The following is a 19862-nucleotide window of genomic DNA, read 5'->3' on the forward strand; positions in this document are numbered from 1 at the left end:
TTTTTCCAGGGGGATGTTAACTGTGTGGGAATTGGTCAAATCGGGTGGCTGGATGATGCTGCCGATCATTCTGAGCTCCATCGTCGCCATGGCGATCGTCGTCGAACGGCTGTGGACCCTGCGTGCCAGCCGTGTCACCCCGCCACACCTGCTTGGGCAGGTGTGGATGTGGATCAAGGACAAGCAGCTCACCAGCGACAAGCTCAAGGCCCTGCGCGCCGATTCGCCGCTGGGAGAAATCCTTGCAGCGGGCCTGGCCAACTCGCGTCATGGCCGCGAAATCATGAAAGAGTGCATCGAGGAGGCCGCCTCCCGGGTCATCCACGAACTCGAACGCTACATCAGCACCCTCGGCACCATTGCCGCCATGGCCCCGCTGCTGGGCTTGCTGGGTACAGTGCTGGGCATGATCGACATTTTCAGCGCCTTCATGGGCTCGCAGATGACCGCCAACGCCTCGGTGCTGGCCGGTGGTATCTCCAAGGCGCTGGTCACCACGGCCGCAGGCCTGATGGTGGGCATCCCGGCCGTGTTCTTCCATCGCTTCCTGCTGCGCCGCATCGACGAACTGGTGGTCGGCATGGAGCAAGAGGCCATCAAGCTGGTCGAAGTGCTGCAAGGTGACCGTGAAGTGGAAGTGGCCGGAGGCAAGGCGTGAAGTTTCGGCGCAATCGTCAGCGTGAAAACGTCGATATCAACCTGGCGTCGTTGATCGACGTGGTGTTCGTGTTGCTGCTGTTCTTTGTCGTCACCACCACCTTCACCCGCGAGACGCAGTTGCGCGTCGAGCTGCCAGAGGCCGCCAGTGCCGCGCCCGGGCAGCCCGATGAGGCCAAGCTGATCGAGGTCACCATCAGTGCTGATGGCGTGTACTCGGTGAACAATCACTTGCTGCCCAAAAGCGACCTGGACACCCTGACCGAAGCCATCGAAAAAGAGTCCGGCGGTGATACTACGCTGCCACTGGCAATCAGCGCCGACGGCAAGACCCCGCATCAGGCTGTGATCACCGCGATGGATGCGGCCGGCAAGCTCGGCTTCAGCAAGTTGCGCATGACCACCGTCGAGGCTGCGCAGGGCACTCCCTGATGGCCTTCGCTGAGCGTTTGCTCGCCGCTTGGTACAACGGGCACCCGGCCCTTGTGCTGCTGCGCCCGCTGGAGGCCTTGTACCGACGTGTGGTCACGCGCAAGCGCGCCCGTTTTTTAAGCGGCGAAAGCGCCAGCTACCGCGCGCCGGTGCCGGTTATCGTGGTAGGCAATATCACTGTGGGCGGCACCGGCAAGACCCCCATGATTCTCTGGCTGATCGAGCATTGCCGCCGCCAGGGGCTCAAGGTCGGCGTGGTCAGCCGCGGCTATGGCGCCAAGCCGCCGCAATTTCCTTGGCATGTGACGCCCGCGCAGTCGGCCGAGCAGGCCGGTGATGAACCCTTGCTGATCGTCCAGCGCACCGGCGTGCCGCTGGTGATCGACCCCGACCGTTCCCGCGCCGTGCAGGCTTTGTTAGCCAGCGATGCCCCTGACGTCATTCTGTGTGATGACGGCATGCAGCATTACCGCCTGGCCCGGGATCTGGAGCTGGTTCTGATCGATGCCGCGCGCGGCCTGGGCAACCGCCGCTGCCTGCCGGCAGGCCCGCTGCGCGAACCCGCCGAGCGCCTGCTGGAAGCGGATGCGGTGCTGTTCAACGGCGCCAATGGTGACCGCAACGACGGTTTTGCTTTCCAGTTGCAGCCATCTGCGCTGATCAACCTGCGCAGCGGCGAGCGCCGCGCACTCGACCTGTTTCCCGCCGGCCAGGCGTTGCATGCGGTGGCCGGCATTGGTAACCCGCAACGTTTCTTCAACACCCTGCTGGGGCTAAACTGGCAGCCTGTGCCGCACCCCTTCGCCGACCATGCGCCCTACAGCCGCGAAGTGCTGGCGTTCAGCCCGCCGCTGCCGCTGGTCATGACCGAGAAGGATGCGGTGAAGTGCCGGCCGTTCGCCGCCGATGACTGGTGGTACCTGGCGGTCGATGCGGCGCCGTCGCCGGCCTTCGTTACCTGGTTCGACGCCCAGCTTGCCCGCCTGTTGCCAGGGCGGGGCTGAGCCTTTTTCCCATTTTCTCGGCCTCTGGCCCCAAGGAACCCCCATGGACACCAAACTGCTCGACATCCTGGCCTGCCCGATCACCAAGGGCCCGCTCAAGCTCAGCGCCGACAAGACCGAGCTGATCAGCAAGGGTGCAGGCCTGGCCTATCCGATCCGTGATGGCATTCCGGTCATGCTGGAAACCGAAGCCCGCACCTTGACCGACGACGAGCGTCTGGACAAATGAGCCTGGACTTCACTGTGGTGATTCCGGCCCGGCTGCGCTCCACGCGCCTGCCGGGCAAGCCGCTGCTGCCGATTGCCGGTAAGCCGATGGTCCAGCATGTGTGGGAGCAGGCGCGTAAAAGTGGCGCCAGCCGGGTGGTCATCGCCACCGACGATGCCAGCATCGTCGCAGCCTGCAGAGCATTCGGCGCCGAGGTGCTGCTGACCCGTGCCGACCACGAATCGGGCACTGATCGCCTGGCCGAAGTTGCCGAGCAGCTCGGCCTTGCCGCCGATGCCATCGTGGTCAACGTGCAGGGTGACGAGCCGCTGATTCCACCGGTGATCATCGACCAGGTGGCGGCCAACCTTGCCGAGCACCCCGAGGCCGGTATCGCCACCCTGGCGGAGCCTATCGACGAGCCGCACACGGTGTTCAACCCCAATGCGGTCAAGGTCACCAGCGACAAAAATGGCCTTGCCCTGACCTTCAGCCGTGCGCCGCTGCCGTGGGCGCGTGATGCCTTCGCAGCCAGCCGCGAGCAGATCCCGGCTGGCGTGCCATACCGTCGCCATATCGGCATGTACGCCTACCGCGTAGGGTTCTTGCAGGACTTCGTCGGCTGGGGCCCATGCTGGCTTGAGCAAACCGAAGCCCTGGAGCAACTGCGCGCGCTGTGGCACGGCGTACGCATTCACGTTGCCGATGCCATCGAGGCCCCGGCTGTGGGTGTCGATACCCCCGAAGACCTGGAGCGCGTGCGGCGCTTGCTGGAGGCCTGATGCGCGTTCTGTTCGTCTGCCTGGGCAATATTTGCCGTTCACCCACCGCTGAAGCGGTGCTGCGCCACCAGCTTGAAGCCGAAGGCCTGGGCGAGCGCGTGCAGGTCGCCTCTGCCGGGACCGGTGACTGGCACGTCGGCAAGGCGCCCGACAGCCGCACCTGCAAGGCCGCACGGGCCCGCGGCTATGACCTGTCTCGCCAGCGCGCACAGCAGGTCAAGGCCGCCCACTTTGGCGAGTACGACCTGATTCTGGCCATGGACAAGAGCAACCTGGGCAACTTGCAGGCATTGCGCCCACACACCGCCCGTGGTGAGCTTGACCTGTTTCTGCGCCGCTACGGCGCGGCCCTGGATGAAGTGCCCGACCCTTATTACGGCGGGGCGGAGGGCTTTGAGCAGGTGCTCGACCTGATCGAGGCGGCCTGTCGCGAGCTGGTAATCGAAATCAAGGGGCGCTTATGACCGGCAACTGGCAAGAGCAGGTCTCGCTCAAGCCTTACAACACGTTCGCCATCGACGTGCGGGCGCGTTATTTCACCCAGGCCAGTAACGACGATCAGGTGCGTGAAGCCTTGGCTCAGGCCGCTGCACGGCAGGTGCCGGTGTTTGTGATCGGCGGCGGCAGCAACCTGCTGCTGACCCGTGATATCGACGCACTGGTGCTGCACATGGCCAGCCACGGCCGGCGCGTGCTGAGCGACGATGGTGCGCAGGTTGTGGTCGAGGCTGAAGCCGGTGAACCCTGGCACCCTTTCGTGCAGTGGAGCCTGGAGCAGGGCCTGTGCGGCCTGGAAAACCTTAGCTTGATCCCTGGCACCGTCGGCGCCGCCCCCATGCAGAACGTCGGCGCTTATGGTGTGGAGATCAAGGACGTCTTTGCCGGCTTGACCGCGCTGGACCGCCAGAGCGGCGAGCTGCGCGATTTTTCGCTGGTTGAGTGCGCCTTTGGCTACCGCGACAGCCTGTTCAAGCGTGAGCCCGGCCGCTGGTTGATCCTGCGCGTACGCTTTGCCCTCAGCCGTTCGCTGCTGCCCCACCTGGACTACGGCCCGGTGCGTCAGCGCCTGGTGGAGCAAGGTGTCGAGCAGGTCACGGCCAAGGCCATCAGTGCGGCCATTTGCAGCATTCGCCGTGAGAAGCTGCCGGACCCTGCAGAGCTGGGCAATGCCGGGAGTTTCTTCAAGAACCCGGTGGTGCCAGCGGCACTGGTCGAGCAGATCCGCGCAGGTTTTCCGCAAGTGGTCGCCTATCCGCAGGCTGATGGGCTGGTCAAGCTGGCCGCTGGCTGGCTGATCGAGCAGGCCGGCTGGAAAGGCTTTCGCGAGGGCGATGCCGGCGTGCATCGCCTGCAGTCCCTGGTGTTGGTGAACTACGGCCAGGCGAGCGGGGTGCAGTTGCACACGCTGGCCCAGCGCATCCAGGCGGATGTGCTGGCACGCTTTGGGGTGTCGCTTGAAATGGAGCCTAACCTGTACTGAGGCTGTTATCGGCCTTGGCAGCGATAATGATGGCTGCCTGCGAGCCTGTGGGAGCACGTGAGGGCTGGCTTGCTCGCACACGGTTCTGTGCAGGCTTGTTCTGGCCCTATCGCAGGCCCTGCTCAACCGCAACATTGCTGGTTGGTCCCAATCCTGTGGGAAATGATAGATAGTTGTGGCGAGCGGGCTTGTCCCGCGTTGGGCTGCGCAGCAGCCCCTGGGTTTTCAGGGCTGCTGCGCAGCCCAACGCGGGACAAGCCCGCTCGCCACGAGCAGATATGTCTGGCCAGAACAGGCTTGTACAAACCATAGACTCTTCCATGCCCTTCACGCCCCATTCCTGAAGGCAAAGAAAAAGCCCCGCCAGTTCGCACTGGCGGGGCTTTTTCATTCAGCGGGTGGAATCAACCGTGATGAGGCTTGTGCTCGTCTTCGGCAGTTTCCAGTGCTGGGGCTGCTTCAGCGGCGGCCTGAGCTGCAGCGGCGGCTGCAGCTTCGGCTTCACGCTTGCGGCGGCGTACTTCACGCGGGTCGTTCGGGGCGCGGCCGTTCGACGGCTGGGCGGCTGGTTGCTCCGCGACCGGGACAGGCTCGGCAACCACTTCCGCTGGCTGCTCGACAACCGGCGCTTCTACCGCTTCGGGCGTGGCGTCGACCAACTGTGGCTCGGCCACTGGCGCAGGCTGTTCGACAGCAGGGGCCTCGACAACTTCGGCGTGGACAACAGGTGCCTGTTCGATTTCACCCGCTTCAACAGCAGGCGCTTCGATGGCAGGTTGCACTTCGGCGGCAGGTTGCTCGGCCACTGCGGCTTGCACCGGCGCGACTTCAACAACGGGCTCCACGCTCGGCTCGACCGCGGCCGGGGCGTTGAACGGCTGCTCTACCACAGGCTCGATAGCCACTGGCTGAGCCTGCTCGGCTGCTTCGGTAACCTCGGCAACTACCTGGCTTTCGGCCGGGGCCTCTGCCGCTGCGGCGTTGGCGCGTTCAGCCTGCTGGTTGGCCTGGGCCTCGGCTTCGCTGCTGATGTTGCTGGTAGCGACAGCTGCGGTCACGGTAACGCCTGCCGCCAGTTCAGCACCCAGCTCGGTGGCCTGGTGTTGTTGTGGCTGCTGCTCGTCATTGCCTTCTTCATCGCCATCGATCAGCTCGCCATTGGCATTGCGCTGACGTTCACGACGGTTGCTGCGACGGCGCTGACCACGGGAGCGGCGGCGAGGGCGCTCGCCATCTGCGCCTTCCTGCTCATCCTGCAGCAGTTCTTCGTTCGGCAGTTGCTCTTCGGCCTGCTCGGCAGCGTGTTCGGCTACCTGCTCGTCCGGGCGCGGCTGACGCTCTTCGCGTGGTGGGCGTGGGGCACGTTCTTCACGCGGTGCACGCTCTTCGCGTGGGGCGCGTTCCTCGCGAGGTGCACGCTCTTCACGTGGCGCACGTTCTTCACGAGGTGCGCGTTCTTCGCGTGGAGCGCGTTCTTCACGCGGGGCGCGCTCTTCACGTTCTACCGGGGTAGCGTCGAGAGGCTCGCGCAGTTCACGTACGCGCTCTTCGCGGTTGCCGCGGCGGTCTTCGCGTGGCTGACGCGGTGCACGTTCTTCACGCGGTGCGCGTTCTTCACGTGGAGCACGTTCTTCACGCGGTGCGCGTTCTTCACGCGGTGCGCGTTCTTCACGTGGAGCACGTTCTTCGCGAGGTGCGCGTTCTTCGCGTGGAGCACGTTCTTCACGTGGAGCACGTTCTTCGCGTGGGGCACGCTCGCTGCGCTCTTCACGTGGTTTGCGCTCTTCATCGCGACGGCCACCGCGGTTGCGGCTCTGCTGGCGGCCGTTACGGCGTTCCTCGTTGCGCGGGGTGCGCTCGGCGGCAGGCTTCTCGGTGCTCACGGCAGGCGCGGCAACAGGCTCGTCCTTGCCGGCAAACAGGCTGACCAGCGACTTCACCAGGCCTTTGAACAGGCTTGGCTCCGGTACGCTCGGCGCTGCCGCTACCGGGGCAGTAGGCTGCTGCTCTTCGGCGGATGCCGGTACCGGTGCGTTGGCGCGGGCCGGTGCGGTTTTCACAGCGGCTTCCTGGCGAACCAGGGTGCGGGTGGCGGTTGGCTGTGGCGCTTCTTCGGTCTCGCTGGTGGCGATCTCGTAGCTGGACAGGTTGTTCAGCACTTCCGGGTTGTCGTCACGCAGGCGCTGGACTTCGAAGTGCGGGGTTTCGAGGTGATCGTTCGGCAGGATGATGATCCGCGCACGGGTACGCAGTTCGATCTTGGTGATCGAGTTGCGCTTCTCGTTGAGCAGGAAGGCCGCTACCGGGATTGGCACCTGGGCACGTACCTCGGCGGTACGGTCTTTCAGGGCTTCTTCTTCGATCAGGCGCAGGATGGCCAGCGACAGCGACTCGACGTCGCGGATGATGCCGGTACCCGAGCAGCGTGGGCAGACGATGCCGCTGCTCTCGCCCAGCGATGGGCGCAGGCGCTGACGGGACATTTCCAGCAGGCCGAAGCGCGAGATGCGACCCACCTGAACGCGGGCACGGTCAGCCTCGAGGCACTCGCGCACGCGCTCTTCGACGGCGCGCTGGTTTTTCGCAGGCGTCATGTCGATGAAGTCGATGACGATCAGACCGCCGATATCACGCAGACGCAGCTGTCGAGCGATCTCTTCGGCCGCTTCCAGGTTGGTCTGCAGGGCGGTTTCCTCGATGTCGCTGCCTTTGGTGGCGCGCGCCGAGTTGATGTCGATAGAAACCAGTGCTTCGGTAGGGTCGATCACGATCGAGCCGCCCGATGGCAGGTCGACGACGCGCTGGAAGGCGGTCTCGATCTGGCTTTCGATCTGGAAACGGTTGAACAGCGGTACGCTGTCTTCGTACAGCTTGACCTTGCTGGCGTACTGCGGCATCACCTGGCGGATGAAGGTCAGGGCTTCTTCCTGTGCGTCGATGCTGTCGATCAGCACTTCGCCGATGTCCTGGCGCAGGTAATCGCGGATGGCGCGGATGATGACGTTGCTTTCCTGGTAGATCAGGAACGGCGCGGTGCGGTCCAGCGAGGCTTCCTTGATGGCGGTCCACAGCTGCAGCAGGTAGTCGAGGTCCCACTGCATTTCTTCGCTGCTGCGGCCAAGGCCTGCGGTGCGCACGATCAGGCCCATGTCGCCTGGAACGGTCAGGCCGTTCAGGGCTTCACGCAGCTCGTTGCGCTCTTCGCCTTCGATGCGGCGGGAGATGCCACCGGCGCGCGGGTTGTTTGGCATCAGAACCAGGTAACGGCCTGCCAGGCTGATGAAGGTGGTCAGGGCGGCGCCTTTGTTGCCGCGCTCTTCCTTCTCGACCTGGACAATGACTTCCTGGCCTTCGGTCAGCACTTCTTTAATGTTGACGCGGCCTTCGGGGGCCTTCTTGAAGTACTCGCGGGAGATTTCCTTCAGCGGCAGGAAGCCGTGACGGTCGGAGCCGAAGTCGACGAAGGCGGCTTCAAGGCTGGGCTCGATACGGGTGATCTTGCCTTTGTAGATGTTGGCCTTCTTCTGCTCGCGGGCGCCGGATTCGATATCCAGGTCATAGAGGCGCTGGCCATCAACCAGTGCTACACGCAACTCTTCGGGTTGAGTTGCGTTAATCAGCATTCTTTTCATGTTGTACCGTCGGTTTCCGGGCTGCCGGAAACGGCGTTTGGCACACACGACTTGCCATGATAGGTGCCAAGGTGCGCAAAGGGTGGCGGGCCACCCCCGTGTCGAGCAACGTTCGGCACCAGCCGGTTGCCCAGCCTGCCGTTGTCGCGACGACGCGTCCTGTGTGCTGCGGTGCAAACCGGGCCTGGGGCATGTGTGGCAACCGCCAGGCTTGGTGCACTCAGTCAGGAGGAGGAATCAACCGTCGGCCGTGGATGCTCTGTGAGCGTCTGTTCAGGACATTGTCCGCTTGCCAGCCAAACAGTGGGCTGGTTGCCGGACGCTGTGCCACACGTTCCGAAGGCTGTGCATCTCCACCCTGCACGTATCCCTGATAATTCGGTGCTGCCGCGCGCTGAATCCGCAACGGGTTGCATTTTTCGCCAGCCCCGTCACGAGCTGGCGCCATAACATATTCAAGGCAGGTATTTCCGGAACACTGGCCCGAATGCGCGCAAACGTCGATGGCGGGCAGAGGTGCAGCGAAAAGAAGCGGGTAAGCAGGCTAAAACACCGGACTTGTCGTTTTTTTTCGGTCTTCTCTACACAGCGCTGGTGGCGATTTCAGGCATTCACTAAACTGGCTAGCACCCCGTAGGACGGCCTCGCGTCCTTGGGAATTGCGAAGGTCAGGGCCGGCGTAGAGCCTGTTGCCGCTGGCCTGCCGCTTTTGGCGGCGTTCGCGACTATAGCAGTAATGATTAAGTGCTTCAATTCCATAAAAAATTGTTATCATCGCGGCCATGACGACCAATACCCCCCCGACTTCCGGCGTAAAGCTGATCGAAGTCGCGCCTGAGCTTGCCGGCCAGCGCATCGACAATTTCCTTATCACGGCGCTCAAGGGCGTACCTAAAACCCTGGTTTACCGCATCCTGCGCAAGGGTGAAGTGCGGGTGAACAAGGGGCGGGTAAAGCCCGAGTACAAGCTTCAGGCCGGCGACGTGGTGCGCGTGCCGCCCGTGCGGCTGCCGGAGCGCGACGAGCCGGCACCAGTCGCCCAGGGCCTGTTGCAGCGTCTGGAGGCGGCGATTGTCTACGAAGACAAAGCCCTTATCGTGATGAACAAGCCGGCTGGCATCGCTGTGCATGGCGGCAGTGGCCTGAGCTTCGGTGTCATCGAGGCGCTGCGCCAGTTGCGCCCGGATGCCAAGGAGCTGGAGCTGGTGCACCGCCTTGACCGCGATACTTCCGGCCTGCTGATGATCGCCAAGAAACGCAGCATGCTGCGCCATCTGCATGCCGCGCTGCGCGGTGATGGTGTCGACAAGCGTTATATGGCGCTGGTGCGTGGGCATTGGCCGACTGCCAAAAAGCAGGTCAATGCGCCGTTGCAAAAGAGCAACCTGCGCTCCGGCGAGCGCATGGTCGAAGTCAATGACGAGGGCAAGGAGGCGCTGACCCTGTTCCGCGTCCTGCGCCGCTTCGGCGAGTTTGCCACCTTGGTCGAGGCGCGCCCGATCACCGGTCGTACCCATCAGATCCGCGTGCACACCTTGCATGCCGGGCACATGATCGCCGGTGACAATAAATACGGCGACGAAGATTTCTCCCGCGAGATTCGCGAGCTGGGCGGCAAGCGCCTGTTCCTGCATGCCTACCAGTTGACCGTGCCGCTGCCTGATGGTGGTGAGCTCAAGCTTGAGGCGCCGGTAGACGAAATGTGGGCCAAGGCCGTCGAGCGGCTGGCGTCCTGAGTGATGAGTAAAAAATACGACCTGCTGATTTTCGACTGGGACGGCACCCTGGCTGACTCCATTGGCCGCATTGTCGAAGCCATGAATATGGCTGCCGAGCTCGCGGGTGAGGCCCCCAGCAGTGACCAGGCGATCAAGGGCATCATCGGCCTGGCGCTGGTGGAGGCGATCGCGACGCTGTATCCGCATTTGTCTCCCGCCCGGCTCGAGGTGTTCCGCCAGCATTACGCGGACGTGTACACGGCACTGGATCAGCAGCCATCGCCGCTGTTCGAAGGTGTTGTGGAATCGCTCGAAGCGTTTCGCCAGGAGGGCTATCGCATGGCGGTGGCAACCGGCAAGGCGCGCCGCGGGCTGGACCGTGTGCTCAAGGCCAATGGCTTGCAGGCGTTTTTCGACATTACCCGCGCTGCCGACGAAACCCGCGGCAAGCCTCACCCACTGATGCTTGAGGAAATTCTCGCGCATTGCCAGGTAGAACCGGGGCGGGCATTGATGGTCGGAGATTCTGCATTCGATCTGTTAATGGCCAGCAATGCTGGCATGCACTCGGTGGCGGTCGGCTATGGTGCCATGTCGCTGCAGGCGTTGGCCGAGTTCGGCCCGCAGCTGTGCATCGAGCATTTTTCTCAATTGCGCCAGTGGCTGGGCCCTGCGCAGTTTACATTCCAGGGTAGGTGAGCATGGCTGACGAGTGGAAAGCACCCGAGTCCGAAGTTGTGGATAACGAAGACCGCAAAAGCTGGAAGCTGCTGGAGAAGACGCTGCTTGCCGGTGTTCAGGAGCAGCGCCGGGCGCGGCGCTGGGGGATTTTCTTCAAGTTGCTGACCTTTATCTACCTGTTCGGCATGATTGCGTTGTTTACGCCCTTGCTGGATGTAGACAAGGCCGCATCGCGCAGCACCAACCATACGGCGCTGGTCGAATTGCGCGGGGTGATCGCCGATCAGGAGCCGGCAGGCGCCGACAATCTGGTCAAGAGCTTGCGTGAGGCGTTCAAGGACCCGAAAACCAAGGCCGTGGTGCTGCGCATCAACAGCCCTGGCGGCAGCCCGGTGCAGTCCGGCTATGTCTATGATGAAATCCGCCGCCTGCGTGGCGAATACCCGGCTATCAAACTGTATGCGGTGATCGCCGACCTGGGTGCCTCGGGTGCTTACTACATCGCCAGTGCCGCCGATGAAATCTATGCCGACAAGGCCAGCCTGGTCGGTTCCATTGGCGTCACCGCGGCCGGTTACGGCTTTGTCGGCGCCATGGAAAAGCTCGGCGTGGAGCGGCGTACCTACACCGCAGGCGAGCACAAGGCGTTCCTCGACCCGTTCTCGCCGCAAAAGCCTGAAGAGACGGCGTTCTGGCAGGGTGTACTGGACACTACCCACAAGCAGTTCATCGCGATGGTCAAGCAGGGGCGGGGAGAGCGCCTGAGGGACAAAGAGCACCCTGAGCTGTTCAGTGGCCTGATCTGGTCGGGCGAGCAGGCCAAGGAGCTCGGTTTGATCGATGGCCTTGGCAGTGCCAGCTATGTGGCTCGCGAGATCGTCGGTGAGAAGGATCTGGTTGACTTCACTGTGCAGGAGTCGCCGTTCGATCGCTTCTCCAAGCGCATTGGTGCAAGCGTAGCCGAGCGCCTGGCCCTGTACATGGGTCTGCAGGCGCCCGCGCTGCGCTGATCTGGTGGTTGCGCTGCGCCATGCGGGGTTTGGCCTCCCGTCGCGCTCAGGGTATCTGCACGCCTTCTTTGTGTAGCATGTCGACCAGCCTGATCAGGGGTAGCCCGATCAGGCTGGTTGCGTCCGGGCCATGTGTGCTCTGGAACAGGCTCACGCCAAGCCCCTCTGCCTTGAAGCTTCCGGCGCAATCAAGCGGCTGCTCGGCGGCTACATAGCGCTCGACGCGCTCGCGGTCCAGTTCGCGCATGGTCACCGTGAATGGCACGCAGTCGACCTGGCAAGCCCCGGTAGCACTGTTCAATAGCGCAATACCGGTCAGAAAGGAGACCTGCTGCCCGCTGGCTTCAAGCAGTTGCTCGCAGGCACGCTCGAAGGTATGCGGCTTGCCGAGTATCTGTTCGCCCAGTACCGCCACCTGGTCGGAGCCAATGATCAGGTGGCTGGGGTGGCTGCCTGCCAGTGCTTCGGCCTTTTGTCTGGCCAGGCGCCTGACCAGTTCGGCGGCGGGCTCCTCGCCCAGGCGGCGCTCGTCAAGGTCTGGGCTGGCCCAGGTGAAGGGCAGGCGCAGGCGGGTGAGCAGTTCACGCCGGTAAGGGGAGCTGGAGGCCAGTAATAAAGGAAGCATGGTTGACTCCTGGTCGGATGCGGCAATTCTGTGGCCTGTCGCAACGCTGTTTTTGCTACGACGAGGCCAGGTGCAAGGCCGATTGTACTGCAGTAAACGGGTGTTCCCGGCCCTGTTTCAGAGCCTTGCGAGTGGGTGCAGATATCCTCTGGTCAGCCCCTTGTGTACCAAGTGCTGAATTTCCTTTGACAGGGCGGGGGTCCATCCCTAGAATGCTGCGCCTATGTTGAATGACCCGATTCCACCTCACGTTGACCCGCGCAAATTGGCCGATCGCGGCGTAACCCTAAACGGTTCGCTGTCACTCGCCGATTTGGAAAGACTCTGCGACCCGCTTTCCGACAATGTCGGTATGGTGCAGGCGAAGTTCGATTTTGAGCGAGACGAACAGCACACTGTGGTTATCCACAGCGAGCTCGACGTCGAGGTCAAAATGGTTTGCCAGCGTTGTCTTGAGCTGGTCACCCTTCCAATCCACAGCGAGTGTTCGTACGCGGTGGTAAAGGAGGGTGCGAATACCCAGTCGTTGCCGAAAGGCTATGACGTGCTGGAACTGGGCGAAGATCCTTTGGATCTGCAGGCGCTGATCGAGGAAGAGCTGCTGCTCGCCCTGCCGATCGTACCTGCTCATCATCCGGAAGAATGCCAGCAGCCGGCGGGAGCAAATGAGCCCGAACCGAGCAAGGACGAGGTATCACGGTCCAACCCGTTCAGTGTATTGGCGCAGTTAAAGCGTGACCCAAACGTTTAGGAGTTAATCAATTATGGCTGTTCAGCAGAACAAAAAATCCCGCTCTGCCCGTGACATGCGCCGTTCGCACGACGCTCTGTCGGAAAACGCGCTGTCGGTCGAAAAGACCACCGGTGAAGTACACCTGCGTCACCACGTTTCGCCAGAAGGCGTATACCGTGGTCGCAAAGTCGTCGACAAGGGCGCTGACGAGTAATCCTTGTCCGCTCAGATCATCGCGATCGACGCAATGGGCGGGGACTTCGGTCCCCGCAACATTGTCCAGGCTAGCATTGCCTGCCTTTCGGCTACACCCTCGCTCCACCTGACCCTCGTCGGTCAACCCTCCCTCCTAGAAGATCTGCTCAGTGGCCTTTCGGCTGCGGATCGCGCGCGCCTGCAAATTGTTGCGGCCAGCGAGGTGGTGGGCATGGACGAGAAGCCTTCGCAGGCGCTGCGAGGCAAGCCCGATTCGTCGATGCGCGTCGCCCTTGAACTGGTGCGTGATGGCAAGGCGCATGCCTGCGTGAGTGCTGGTAATACCGGCGCGCTGATGGCGCTGTCGCGGTTCGTGCTTAAAACCCTGCCTGGCATCGATCGCCCGGCCATGGTGGCAGCCATTCCAACCCAGGCGGGTTATTGCCAGTTGCTCGACCTGGGGGCCAATGTCGATTGCACCGCGCAGAACCTCGTCGAGTTCGCTGTAATGGGGTCGGTGGCTGCGCAAGCACTGGGCGTCAATCGCCCGCGGGTGGCGTTGCTCAATATCGGTACCGAAGACATCAAGGGCAACCAGCAGGTCAAGCTGGCGGCCACGCTGCTGCAGAACGCCCGCGGCCTCAACTATGTCGGTTTCGTCGAGGGTGACGGGCTGTACCGTGGCGAGGCCGATGTGGTGGTGTGCGACGGGTTTGTCGGCAACATCCTGCTCAAATCCAGCGAAGGCCTGGCGTTGATGATTGCTGCACGTATCGAGAAGCTGTTCAAGGGCGGCGTCATGTCGCGGCTTGCCGGGGCGGTGGCGATGCCCCTGCTCAAGCGCTTGCAGGCAGACCTTGCGCCGGCGCGGCACAACGGTGCGAGTTTTCTGGGCCTGCAGGGGATTGTGGTCAAGAGCCATGGCTCGGCAGGCGTGCAAGGTTTGCAGAGCGCCATTCAGCGCGCGCTGATCGAGATTCAGGAAAACCTCCCGCAGCGCTTGCATGGGCGGCTGGAAGATCTGCTGCCGTAACCGGCTGTTGCGGTAAAGCTGCGTAAAACAAACGCTTTGGGCATAGCGCCCGCTAAATGCTTAAATGTGACCGCTTGGCCCCCGTACTCATCCAAGTGTTCAGATTGCGCGCCCGGCATGCAGCCTGGCGTACCCATCCGACGACAAGATCATAAGGGCTTGTTCAATGTCTGCATCCCTCGCATTCGTGTTTCCCGGCCAAGGCTCCCAGTCGCTGGGCATGCTCGCCGAGCTCGGCGCCGAAAAGCCGGTGATCGTCGAAACCTTCAAGGAAGCCTCCGAGGCCCTGGGCTACGACCTGTGGAAACTGGTCCAGGAAGGCCCGGAAGAACAACTCAACCAAACCGACAAGACCCAGCCGGCCATTCTGACCGCCTCCATCGCTCTGTGGCGCCTTTGGCTCGAAGAGGGCGGCGCACAGCCGGCCTTCGTCGCCGGCCACAGCCTTGGCGAGTACAGTGCTTTGGTAGCCGCAGGCAGCCTGTCGCTCAAGGACGCCGTGCGTCTGGTCGAGCGTCGTGGCCAGCTGATGCAGGAAGCGGTGCCGGCAGGTCATGGCGCCATGGCCGCCATTCTCGGCCTGGACGACGCGGTAGTCGTTGAAATCTGCGCTGAAGCTGCCGAAGACCAAGTGGTCAGTGCGGTCAACTTCAACTCCCCAGGCCAGGTGGTTATCGCCGGCAACAAGGCGGCTGTCGATCGTGCCGTCGAGTTGTGCAAAGCCAAGGGCGCCAAGCGCGCCCTGCCGCTGGCGGTCAGTGTGCCGTCGCATTGTGCCCTGATGAAGCCGGCCGCCGAGCGTTTTGCCGAGTCGGTCAACGCCATCGACTGGAAGGCCCCGCAAATTCCGGTGGTGCAGAACGTCAGCGCCGCCGTCGCCGGTAGCCTGGATTCACTCAAGCAAGACCTGCTGGCCCAGTTGCACCAGCCAGTGCTCTGGGTTGAATGCGTACAGGCGCTGGCTGCCAATGGTGCGGTCAACCTGGTCGAGTGCGGCCCGGGCAAAGTGCTTGCTGGCCTGAACAAGCGTTGCGCCGACGGCGTGACCACCTACAACCTCAATACCCCTGACGCCGTCGCCGCCACCCGTGCGGCGCTGGCCTGAATCTGGAGACGCTTGCATGAGTCTGCAAGGTAAAGTTGCACTGGTGACCGGCGCCAGCCGCGGCATCGGCCAAGCCATCGCCCTCGAACTGGGCCGCCAGGGCGCTATCGTGATCGGTACCGCCACCTCGGCATCCGGCGCCGAGCGCATTGCTGCCACGCTCAAGGAGCACGGCATCGACGGTACTGGCATGGAGCTGAACGTCACCAGCGCCGAGTCCGTTGAAACAGTACTGGGTGCAATTGGCGCCCAGTTCGGTGCGCCGACCATTCTGGTCAACAACGCCGGCATCACCCGCGACAACCTCATGCTGCGCATGAAGGACGACGAGTGGTTCGATGTGATCGATACCAACCTGAACAGCCTCTACCGTTTGTCCAAGGGCGTGCTGCGTGGCATGACCAAGGCGCGTTGGGGTCGTATCATCAGTATCGGCTCGGTGGTGGGTGCCATGGGCAACGCCGGCCAGGCCAACTACGCCGCCGCCAAGGCCGGCCTCGAAGGTTTCAGCCGTGCACTGGCGCGTGAAGTCGGTTCGCGTGGTATCACCGTCAACTCGGTGACCCCAGGCTTCATTGACACCGACATGACTCGCGAGCTGCCAGAAGCGCAGCGCGAAGCCCTGCAAACCCAGATTCCACTGGGCCGCCTGGGCCAGGCCGACGAAATCGCCAAGGTGGTTTCGTTCCTGGCATCGGACGGTGCAGCCTACGTTACCGGTGCCACCGTGCCGGTCAACGGCGGGATGTACATGTAAAAAATGCAGTGCAATGTGACGGATTGCTTCAAAAAATAGTCATACTGCGAGCCTAAAATCCGTTATAAAGCTGCAATCAGATTCCAGGCGGCGGACACGTTGGCCAGTCGGAAGGTTCGTTTCGCTTGAAAAGCAGACGTCTTTCTATAAAATTGGGCGCCGGTCAGTTGCCTGACATATATCCATTAGGAGTGAAAACTAGGTATGAGCACCATCGAAGAACGCGTCAAGAAAATCGTCGCCGAGCAACTGGGCGTCAAAGTAGAAGAAGTGAACAATGCCTCTTCCTTCGTCGAAGACCTGGGTGCCGATTCGCTTGACACCGTTGAGCTGGTGATGGCCCTGGAAGAGGAATTCGAGACCGAAATCCCTGACGAAGAAGCCGAGAAGATCACTACCGTTCAAGCAGCCATCGACTACGTCAACAGCCACAAGGCCTAAGACGCTTTAGTCGACGCTTCTTGTCGGGGAAAACCGCACTACCGTTGCCGGAGTGCGGTTTTTTCTTTGCAAGGACCGGGGTTTGCTGCCATTCCATTCGCCATGGCAAGTGCACTGGCAAGAAACTCTGTTATCAGGAAAGAGGAGAGTACTGTGTCGCGTAGACGCGTCGTGGTCACCGGTATGGGCATGCTGTCGCCGCTTGGTACCGATGTACCGAGCACCTGGCAGGGCATTCTGGCTGGCCGCAGTGGCATCGGTCCTATCGAACATACGGACTTGTCTGCCTACTCCACCCGTTTCGGCGGCTCGGTGAAAGGCTTTGAGGTCGAGCAATACCTGTCGGCCAAAGAGGCTCGCAAGCTCGATCTGTTCATTCAGTACGGCCTGGCGGCCGGTTTTCAGGCGGTGCGCAACGCCGGCCTGGAAGTTACCGACGCCAACCGTGAACGCATTGGCGTGGCCATGGGTTCGGGTATCGGTGGGCTGACCAATATCGAAGAAACCAGCCGCACGCTCCATGAGCAGGGGCCACGGCGCATTTCGCCGTTCTTCGTGCCAGGCTCGATCATCAACATGATCTCGGGCTTCCTGTCGATCCATCTCGGTATGCAAGGCCCGAACTATGCGATCGCCACTGCCTGCACCACTGGCACCCACTGCATCGGCATGGCCGCGCGCAACATTGCCTACGGCGAAGCCGACGTGATGATTGCCGGTGGCGCCGAAATGGCTGCTTGCGGCCTGGGCATGGGCGGCTTCGGGGCTTCCCGTGCGCTGTCCACCCGCAACGACGAGCCAGCCCGCGCCAGCCGTCCATGGGACAAGGGCCGTGATGGCTTTGTGCTGTCCGATGGCGCAGGTGCCCTGGTGCTCGAAGAGCTGGAGCACGCCAAGGCGCGCGGTGCGACCATTTATGCCGAGCTGGTTGGCTTTGGCATGAGCGGTGATGCGTATCACATGACGTCGCCACCCGACACCGGTGAGGGCGCGGCACGTTGCATGGTCAACGCCCTGCGCGATGCGGGCATCGAGCCTTCCGAGGTCAGCTATATCAACGCCCACGGCACTTCCACACCCGCAGGCGACATCGCGGAAGTGGCGGCCATCAAGCGGGTGTTTGGCGAGCATGCCTACAAGCTGGCTGTCAGCTCGACAAAGTCGATGACTGGCCACCTGTTGGGGGCTGCAGGCGCAGTAGAGGCTATCTTCAGCGTGCTGGCGATCAACAGCCAGATGGCGCCACCGACCATCAACCTCGACGAGCCCGACGAAGGCTGCGACCTGGACTTCGTACCGCATCAGGCGCGCAGCATGCCTATCGATGTGGTGCTGTCCAACTCGTTCGGCTTTGGTGGCACCAACGGCTCGCTGGTGTTCCGCAGGTTCCCTGGCTGATGCATAGCTGGGTCGACGGCCAGGAGGCGTCTGCACTGAACCTGCAGAATCGCGGCCTGGCTTACGGCGATGGCGTGTTCGAAACCATCGCCGTGCGCGACGGCAGGCCCAGCCTGCTGTCGCTGCACCTCGACCGCCTGGCGCTGGGTTGCCGGCGCCTGGCAATCGACGCCGATCAGGCACTGATTCACGATGAACTGTTGCGCTATGCCGCGCGTTTACGCGATGGCGTGACCAAACTCATCGTCACCCGTGGTGATAGCCAACGCGGCTACGCGCCTGCCTCAGGTGCCCCGGCACGGCGCATTCTGCAAGGCAGTCCGCTGCCCGCATACCCGCAAGCCAACGCTACCGATGGCGTGCGGCTGTTCCCCTGTCAGACCCGCCTTGCCCAGCAGCCGCTGCTGGCCGGCCTCAAGCACCTTAATCGTCTCGAACAAGTACTGGCCCGCGCCGAGTGGCAGGACAGCAGCTATGCCGAGGGTTTGATGCGCGATACAGACGGGCGTGTAATCGAAGGGGTCTACAGCAATCTGTTCTTGCTGAAGGGGGGCACGTTGCTGACTGCTGACCTGAGCCGTTGCGGTGTGGCGGGGGTCATGCGTGATGCCTTGCTCGCTCAGGCCCCAGCGCTTGGCCTGGACGCCCAAGTGCGTGACCTTGGCCTTGATGACCTGCAGCAGGCCGACGAGGTATTTGTCTGCAACAGTGTCTACGGCGTCTGGCCCGTGCGTGAATTCGCAGCGTCGAACTGGCCGGCAGGCCCAGTCACCCGTAAACTGCAGGCCGTTGCCCGTACGTTACTGGATACCTGATTCGTGAGACGCAAATTCCTGCTGCTGCTGGAAATGGGCTTGATCCTTGCCGGCCTGGCCCTGGGTTGGTCGGCCTGGAAGGTCTACTCGGTGCTTGAGCAGCCTCTGCAAGTGGCGCAAGAGCGCATGCTCGATGTGCCCGCCGGCGCTACCCCAAACCGCATGTTCTATCGCATGCAGACCGACGGCCTGCTGGACGATGCTGTCTGGTTGCGCCTGTACTGGCGCTTCAACATGGCCGGCACACCGCTGCACACCGGCGAATACCGCATCACCCCGGGCATGACCGTTGGCCAGTTGTTCGATGCCTGGCGCCGTGGTGACGTCGTGCAATACAACATCACCTTGGTCGAGGGCTGGACGTTCCGCCAGGTGCGCGCGGCCGTGGCCAGGCATGAAAAGCTCGGCCACACCATCGATGGGCTCAGCGACGCCGAGGTCATGGACAAGCTTGGTCATACCGGGGTGCATCCTGAAGGGCGGTTCTTCCCGGACACCTATCGCTTCGTGCGCGGCATGAGCGATGTGGAGTTGTTGCAGCAAGCGTACATGCGCCTGGACGAAGTGCTGGCCAAGGAGTGGGCTGCGCGCAGCGAAGGCCTGCCGTATCGCGACCCTTACCAGGCGCTGATCATGGCCTCGCTGGTCGAGAAAGAGACCGGCGTACCCCAGGAGCGCGGTCAGATTGCCGGCGTGTTCGTACGCCGGCTGCGTCTGGGCATGATGCTGCAGACCGACCCTACGGTCATCTACGGCATGGGTGAGCGCTACAACGGCCGCATCACCCGTGCCGACCTGCGCGCACCCACCCCGTACAACACCTACACCATGAGCGGCCTGCCGCCGACGCCGATTGCCATGGTCGGGCGCGAGGCCATCCATGCAGCGCTCAACCCAAGCGACGGTACCAGCCTGTACTTCGTCGCCCGCGGCGATGGCAGCCATGTGTTTTCCGATGACCTGGACGACCACAACAGTGCGGTGCGTGAATTCCAGCTCAAACGCCGTGCCGACTACCGCTCAAGCCCCGCGCCGCAAGCGCAGCCCGGGGCAGGCGAGGCGCCGGCGGCCGCGCCAGACGCAGCAGGCCCGGCACCGGCAGATGATCAAACTGTACCGGCCGAAACGCCGGCACCTGAACAACAGTAAGGAACGC

21 protein-coding genes are annotated in these 19862 nt (G+C 62.7%); 19 read left to right on the top strand and 2 right to left on the bottom strand.

Features of this window, described 5'->3' with window-relative positions; translation table 11 throughout:
- Positions 1–22: 22 nt before the first annotated feature.
- From HU719_RS04030 to murB, 7 genes are read left to right on the top strand one after another with little or no spacing between them, the layout of a single operon-like run.
- Positions 23–658, top strand: coding sequence for a MotA/TolQ/ExbB proton channel family protein (locus tag HU719_RS04030; protein WP_186522637.1), 636 nt, complete (start codon positions 23–25; stop codon positions 656–658).
- On the top strand, positions 655–1089 hold the full coding sequence (locus HU719_RS04035; protein ID WP_186522638.1) for a biopolymer transporter ExbD: 435 nt from the start codon (positions 655–657) through the stop codon (positions 1087–1089). Before HU719_RS04030 ends, HU719_RS04035 begins: the two co-directional genes overlap by 4 nt.
- A complete protein-coding gene (gene lpxK / locus HU719_RS04040) occupies positions 1089–2093 on the top strand; it encodes a tetraacyldisaccharide 4'-kinase (RefSeq protein WP_186535313.1) in 1005 nt (334 codons plus the stop codon). Before HU719_RS04035 ends, lpxK begins: the two co-directional genes overlap by 1 nt.
- Positions 2094–2136: 43 nt before the next feature.
- Positions 2137–2322, top strand: coding sequence for a Trm112 family protein (locus HU719_RS04045; protein ID WP_049861532.1), 186 nt, complete (start codon positions 2137–2139; stop codon positions 2320–2322).
- Positions 2319–3083, top strand: coding sequence for a 3-deoxy-manno-octulosonate cytidylyltransferase (gene kdsB / locus HU719_RS04050; protein ID WP_186522640.1), 765 nt, complete (start codon positions 2319–2321; stop codon positions 3081–3083). Before HU719_RS04045 ends, kdsB begins: the two co-directional genes overlap by 4 nt.
- On the top strand, positions 3083–3547 hold the full coding sequence (locus HU719_RS04055) for a low molecular weight protein-tyrosine-phosphatase (protein WP_186535315.1): 465 nt from the start codon (positions 3083–3085) through the stop codon (positions 3545–3547). Before kdsB ends, HU719_RS04055 begins: the two co-directional genes overlap by 1 nt.
- Entirely contained in the window at positions 3544–4563 is a 1020-nt protein-coding gene (gene murB, locus HU719_RS04060; protein WP_186522644.1) for a UDP-N-acetylmuramate dehydrogenase, read from the top strand. The genes HU719_RS04055 and murB overlap by 4 nt, the downstream gene beginning before the upstream one ends.
- Before the next feature lie 404 nt (positions 4564–4967).
- Here murB and rne read toward each other — a convergent pair whose 3' ends face one another.
- Complete coding sequence (gene rne / locus HU719_RS04065) at positions 4968–8195, bottom strand: ribonuclease E (protein WP_186535317.1); 3228 nt, start codon at positions 8193–8195, stop codon at positions 4968–4970.
- 782 nt (positions 8196–8977) lie between these two features.
- Between rne and rluC the strand changes: the two genes are divergently transcribed.
- The 3 genes from rluC to HU719_RS04080 are packed head-to-tail and all read left to right on the top strand — an operon-like array spanning position 8978 to position 11604.
- On the top strand, positions 8978–9931 hold the full coding sequence (gene rluC, locus HU719_RS04070) for a 23S rRNA pseudouridine(955/2504/2580) synthase RluC (RefSeq protein ID WP_186521125.1): 954 nt from the start codon (positions 8978–8980) through the stop codon (positions 9929–9931).
- A gap of 3 nt (positions 9932–9934) precedes the next feature.
- Complete coding sequence (locus HU719_RS04075) at positions 9935–10612, top strand: HAD family hydrolase (protein WP_186521124.1); 678 nt, start codon at positions 9935–9937, stop codon at positions 10610–10612.
- 2 nt (positions 10613–10614) lie between these two features.
- Complete coding sequence (locus tag HU719_RS04080; protein ID WP_186535319.1) at positions 10615–11604, top strand: S49 family peptidase; 990 nt, start codon at positions 10615–10617, stop codon at positions 11602–11604.
- A 46-nt stretch (positions 11605–11650) separates the two neighbouring features.
- On the opposite strand, the gene HU719_RS04085 is transcribed toward HU719_RS04080, so the two are convergent.
- The gene (locus HU719_RS04085) at positions 11651–12229 is read right to left on the bottom strand and encodes a Maf family protein (RefSeq protein ID WP_186521122.1); all 579 of its coding nucleotides are present in this window, start codon (positions 12227–12229) and stop codon (positions 11651–11653) included.
- Between the two features lie 223 nt (positions 12230–12452).
- Between HU719_RS04085 and HU719_RS04090 the strand changes: the two genes are divergently transcribed.
- From HU719_RS04090 to mltG, 9 genes are all read left to right on the top strand, one after another.
- Positions 12453–12980 carry a YceD family protein gene (locus tag HU719_RS04090; protein ID WP_186521121.1) on the top strand — a complete coding sequence of 176 codons (528 nt, stop codon included), beginning with the start codon at positions 12453–12455 and terminating at the stop codon, positions 12978–12980.
- 13 nt (positions 12981–12993) lie between these two features.
- On the top strand, positions 12994–13176 hold the full coding sequence (rpmF, locus tag HU719_RS04095) for a 50S ribosomal protein L32 (RefSeq protein WP_003247154.1): 183 nt from the start codon (positions 12994–12996) through the stop codon (positions 13174–13176).
- Between the two features lie 3 nt (positions 13177–13179).
- Positions 13180–14190, top strand: a complete 1011-nt coding sequence (gene plsX, locus HU719_RS04100; RefSeq protein WP_186521120.1) for a phosphate acyltransferase PlsX — start codon at positions 13180–13182, stop codon at positions 14188–14190.
- 166 nt (positions 14191–14356) lie between these two features.
- Positions 14357–15295, top strand: coding sequence for an ACP S-malonyltransferase (gene fabD / locus HU719_RS04105; RefSeq protein WP_186521119.1), 939 nt, complete (start codon positions 14357–14359; stop codon positions 15293–15295).
- A gap of 16 nt (positions 15296–15311) precedes the next feature.
- Positions 15312–16052: a 3-oxoacyl-ACP reductase FabG gene (gene fabG, locus HU719_RS04110; protein ID WP_186521118.1), complete on the top strand. Its 741-nt coding sequence runs from the start codon at positions 15312–15314 to the stop codon at positions 16050–16052.
- Positions 16053–16256: 204 nt separating this feature from the next.
- Positions 16257–16493 (top strand): acyl carrier protein, encoded by a 237-nt coding sequence (acpP, locus tag HU719_RS04115; RefSeq protein WP_186521117.1) that lies wholly within the window; start codon positions 16257–16259, stop codon positions 16491–16493.
- A gap of 153 nt (positions 16494–16646) precedes the next feature.
- A complete protein-coding gene (gene fabF / locus HU719_RS04120) occupies positions 16647–17891 on the top strand; it encodes a beta-ketoacyl-ACP synthase II (RefSeq protein WP_186535329.1) in 1245 nt (414 codons plus the stop codon).
- Positions 17891–18706, top strand: a complete 816-nt coding sequence (gene pabC, locus HU719_RS04125) for an aminodeoxychorismate lyase (protein ID WP_186535337.1) — start codon at positions 17891–17893, stop codon at positions 18704–18706. The genes fabF and pabC overlap by 1 nt, the downstream gene beginning before the upstream one ends.
- Positions 18707–18709: 3 nt before the next feature.
- The gene (gene mltG / locus HU719_RS04130; RefSeq protein ID WP_186535339.1) at positions 18710–19855 is read left to right on the top strand and encodes an endolytic transglycosylase MltG; all 1146 of its coding nucleotides are present in this window, start codon (positions 18710–18712) and stop codon (positions 19853–19855) included.
- The last annotated feature ends 7 nt before the right edge of the window (positions 19856–19862 follow it).

Source organism: Pseudomonas farsensis, assembly GCF_014268805.2.
GTDB classification, from domain to species: Bacteria; Pseudomonadota; Gammaproteobacteria; order Pseudomonadales; family Pseudomonadaceae; genus Aquipseudomonas; species Aquipseudomonas farsensis.

Coding starts and splice junctions, on each gene's coding strand:
- lpxK (WP_186535313.1), top strand. CDS start 1,089: ATGGCCTTCGCTGAGCGTTTGCTCGCCGCTTGGTACAACGGGCACCCG.
- HU719_RS04045 (WP_049861532.1), top strand. CDS start 2,137: ATGGACACCAAACTGCTCGACATCCTGGCCTGCCCGATCACCAAGGGC.
- kdsB (WP_186522640.1), top strand. CDS start 2,319: ATGAGCCTGGACTTCACTGTGGTGATTCCGGCCCGGCTGCGCTCCACG.
- HU719_RS04055 (WP_186535315.1), top strand. CDS start 3,083: ATGCGCGTTCTGTTCGTCTGCCTGGGCAATATTTGCCGTTCACCCACC.
- murB (WP_186522644.1), top strand. CDS start 3,544: ATGACCGGCAACTGGCAAGAGCAGGTCTCGCTCAAGCCTTACAACACG.
- rne (WP_186535317.1), bottom strand. CDS start 8,195: ATGAAAAGAATGCTGATTAACGCAACTCAACCCGAAGAGTTGCGTGTA.
- rluC (WP_186521125.1), top strand. CDS start 8,978: ATGACGACCAATACCCCCCCGACTTCCGGCGTAAAGCTGATCGAAGTC.
- HU719_RS04075 (WP_186521124.1), top strand. CDS start 9,935: ATGAGTAAAAAATACGACCTGCTGATTTTCGACTGGGACGGCACCCTG.
- HU719_RS04080 (WP_186535319.1), top strand. CDS start 10,615: ATGGCTGACGAGTGGAAAGCACCCGAGTCCGAAGTTGTGGATAACGAA.
- HU719_RS04085 (WP_186521122.1), bottom strand. CDS start 12,229: ATGCTTCCTTTATTACTGGCCTCCAGCTCCCCTTACCGGCGTGAACTG.
- HU719_RS04090 (WP_186521121.1), top strand. CDS start 12,453: ATGTTGAATGACCCGATTCCACCTCACGTTGACCCGCGCAAATTGGCC.
- rpmF (WP_003247154.1), top strand. CDS start 12,994: ATGGCTGTTCAGCAGAACAAAAAATCCCGCTCTGCCCGTGACATGCGC.
- fabD (WP_186521119.1), top strand. CDS start 14,357: ATGTCTGCATCCCTCGCATTCGTGTTTCCCGGCCAAGGCTCCCAGTCG.
- fabG (WP_186521118.1), top strand. CDS start 15,312: ATGAGTCTGCAAGGTAAAGTTGCACTGGTGACCGGCGCCAGCCGCGGC.
- acpP (WP_186521117.1), top strand. CDS start 16,257: ATGAGCACCATCGAAGAACGCGTCAAGAAAATCGTCGCCGAGCAACTG.
- pabC (WP_186535337.1), top strand. CDS start 17,891: ATGCATAGCTGGGTCGACGGCCAGGAGGCGTCTGCACTGAACCTGCAG.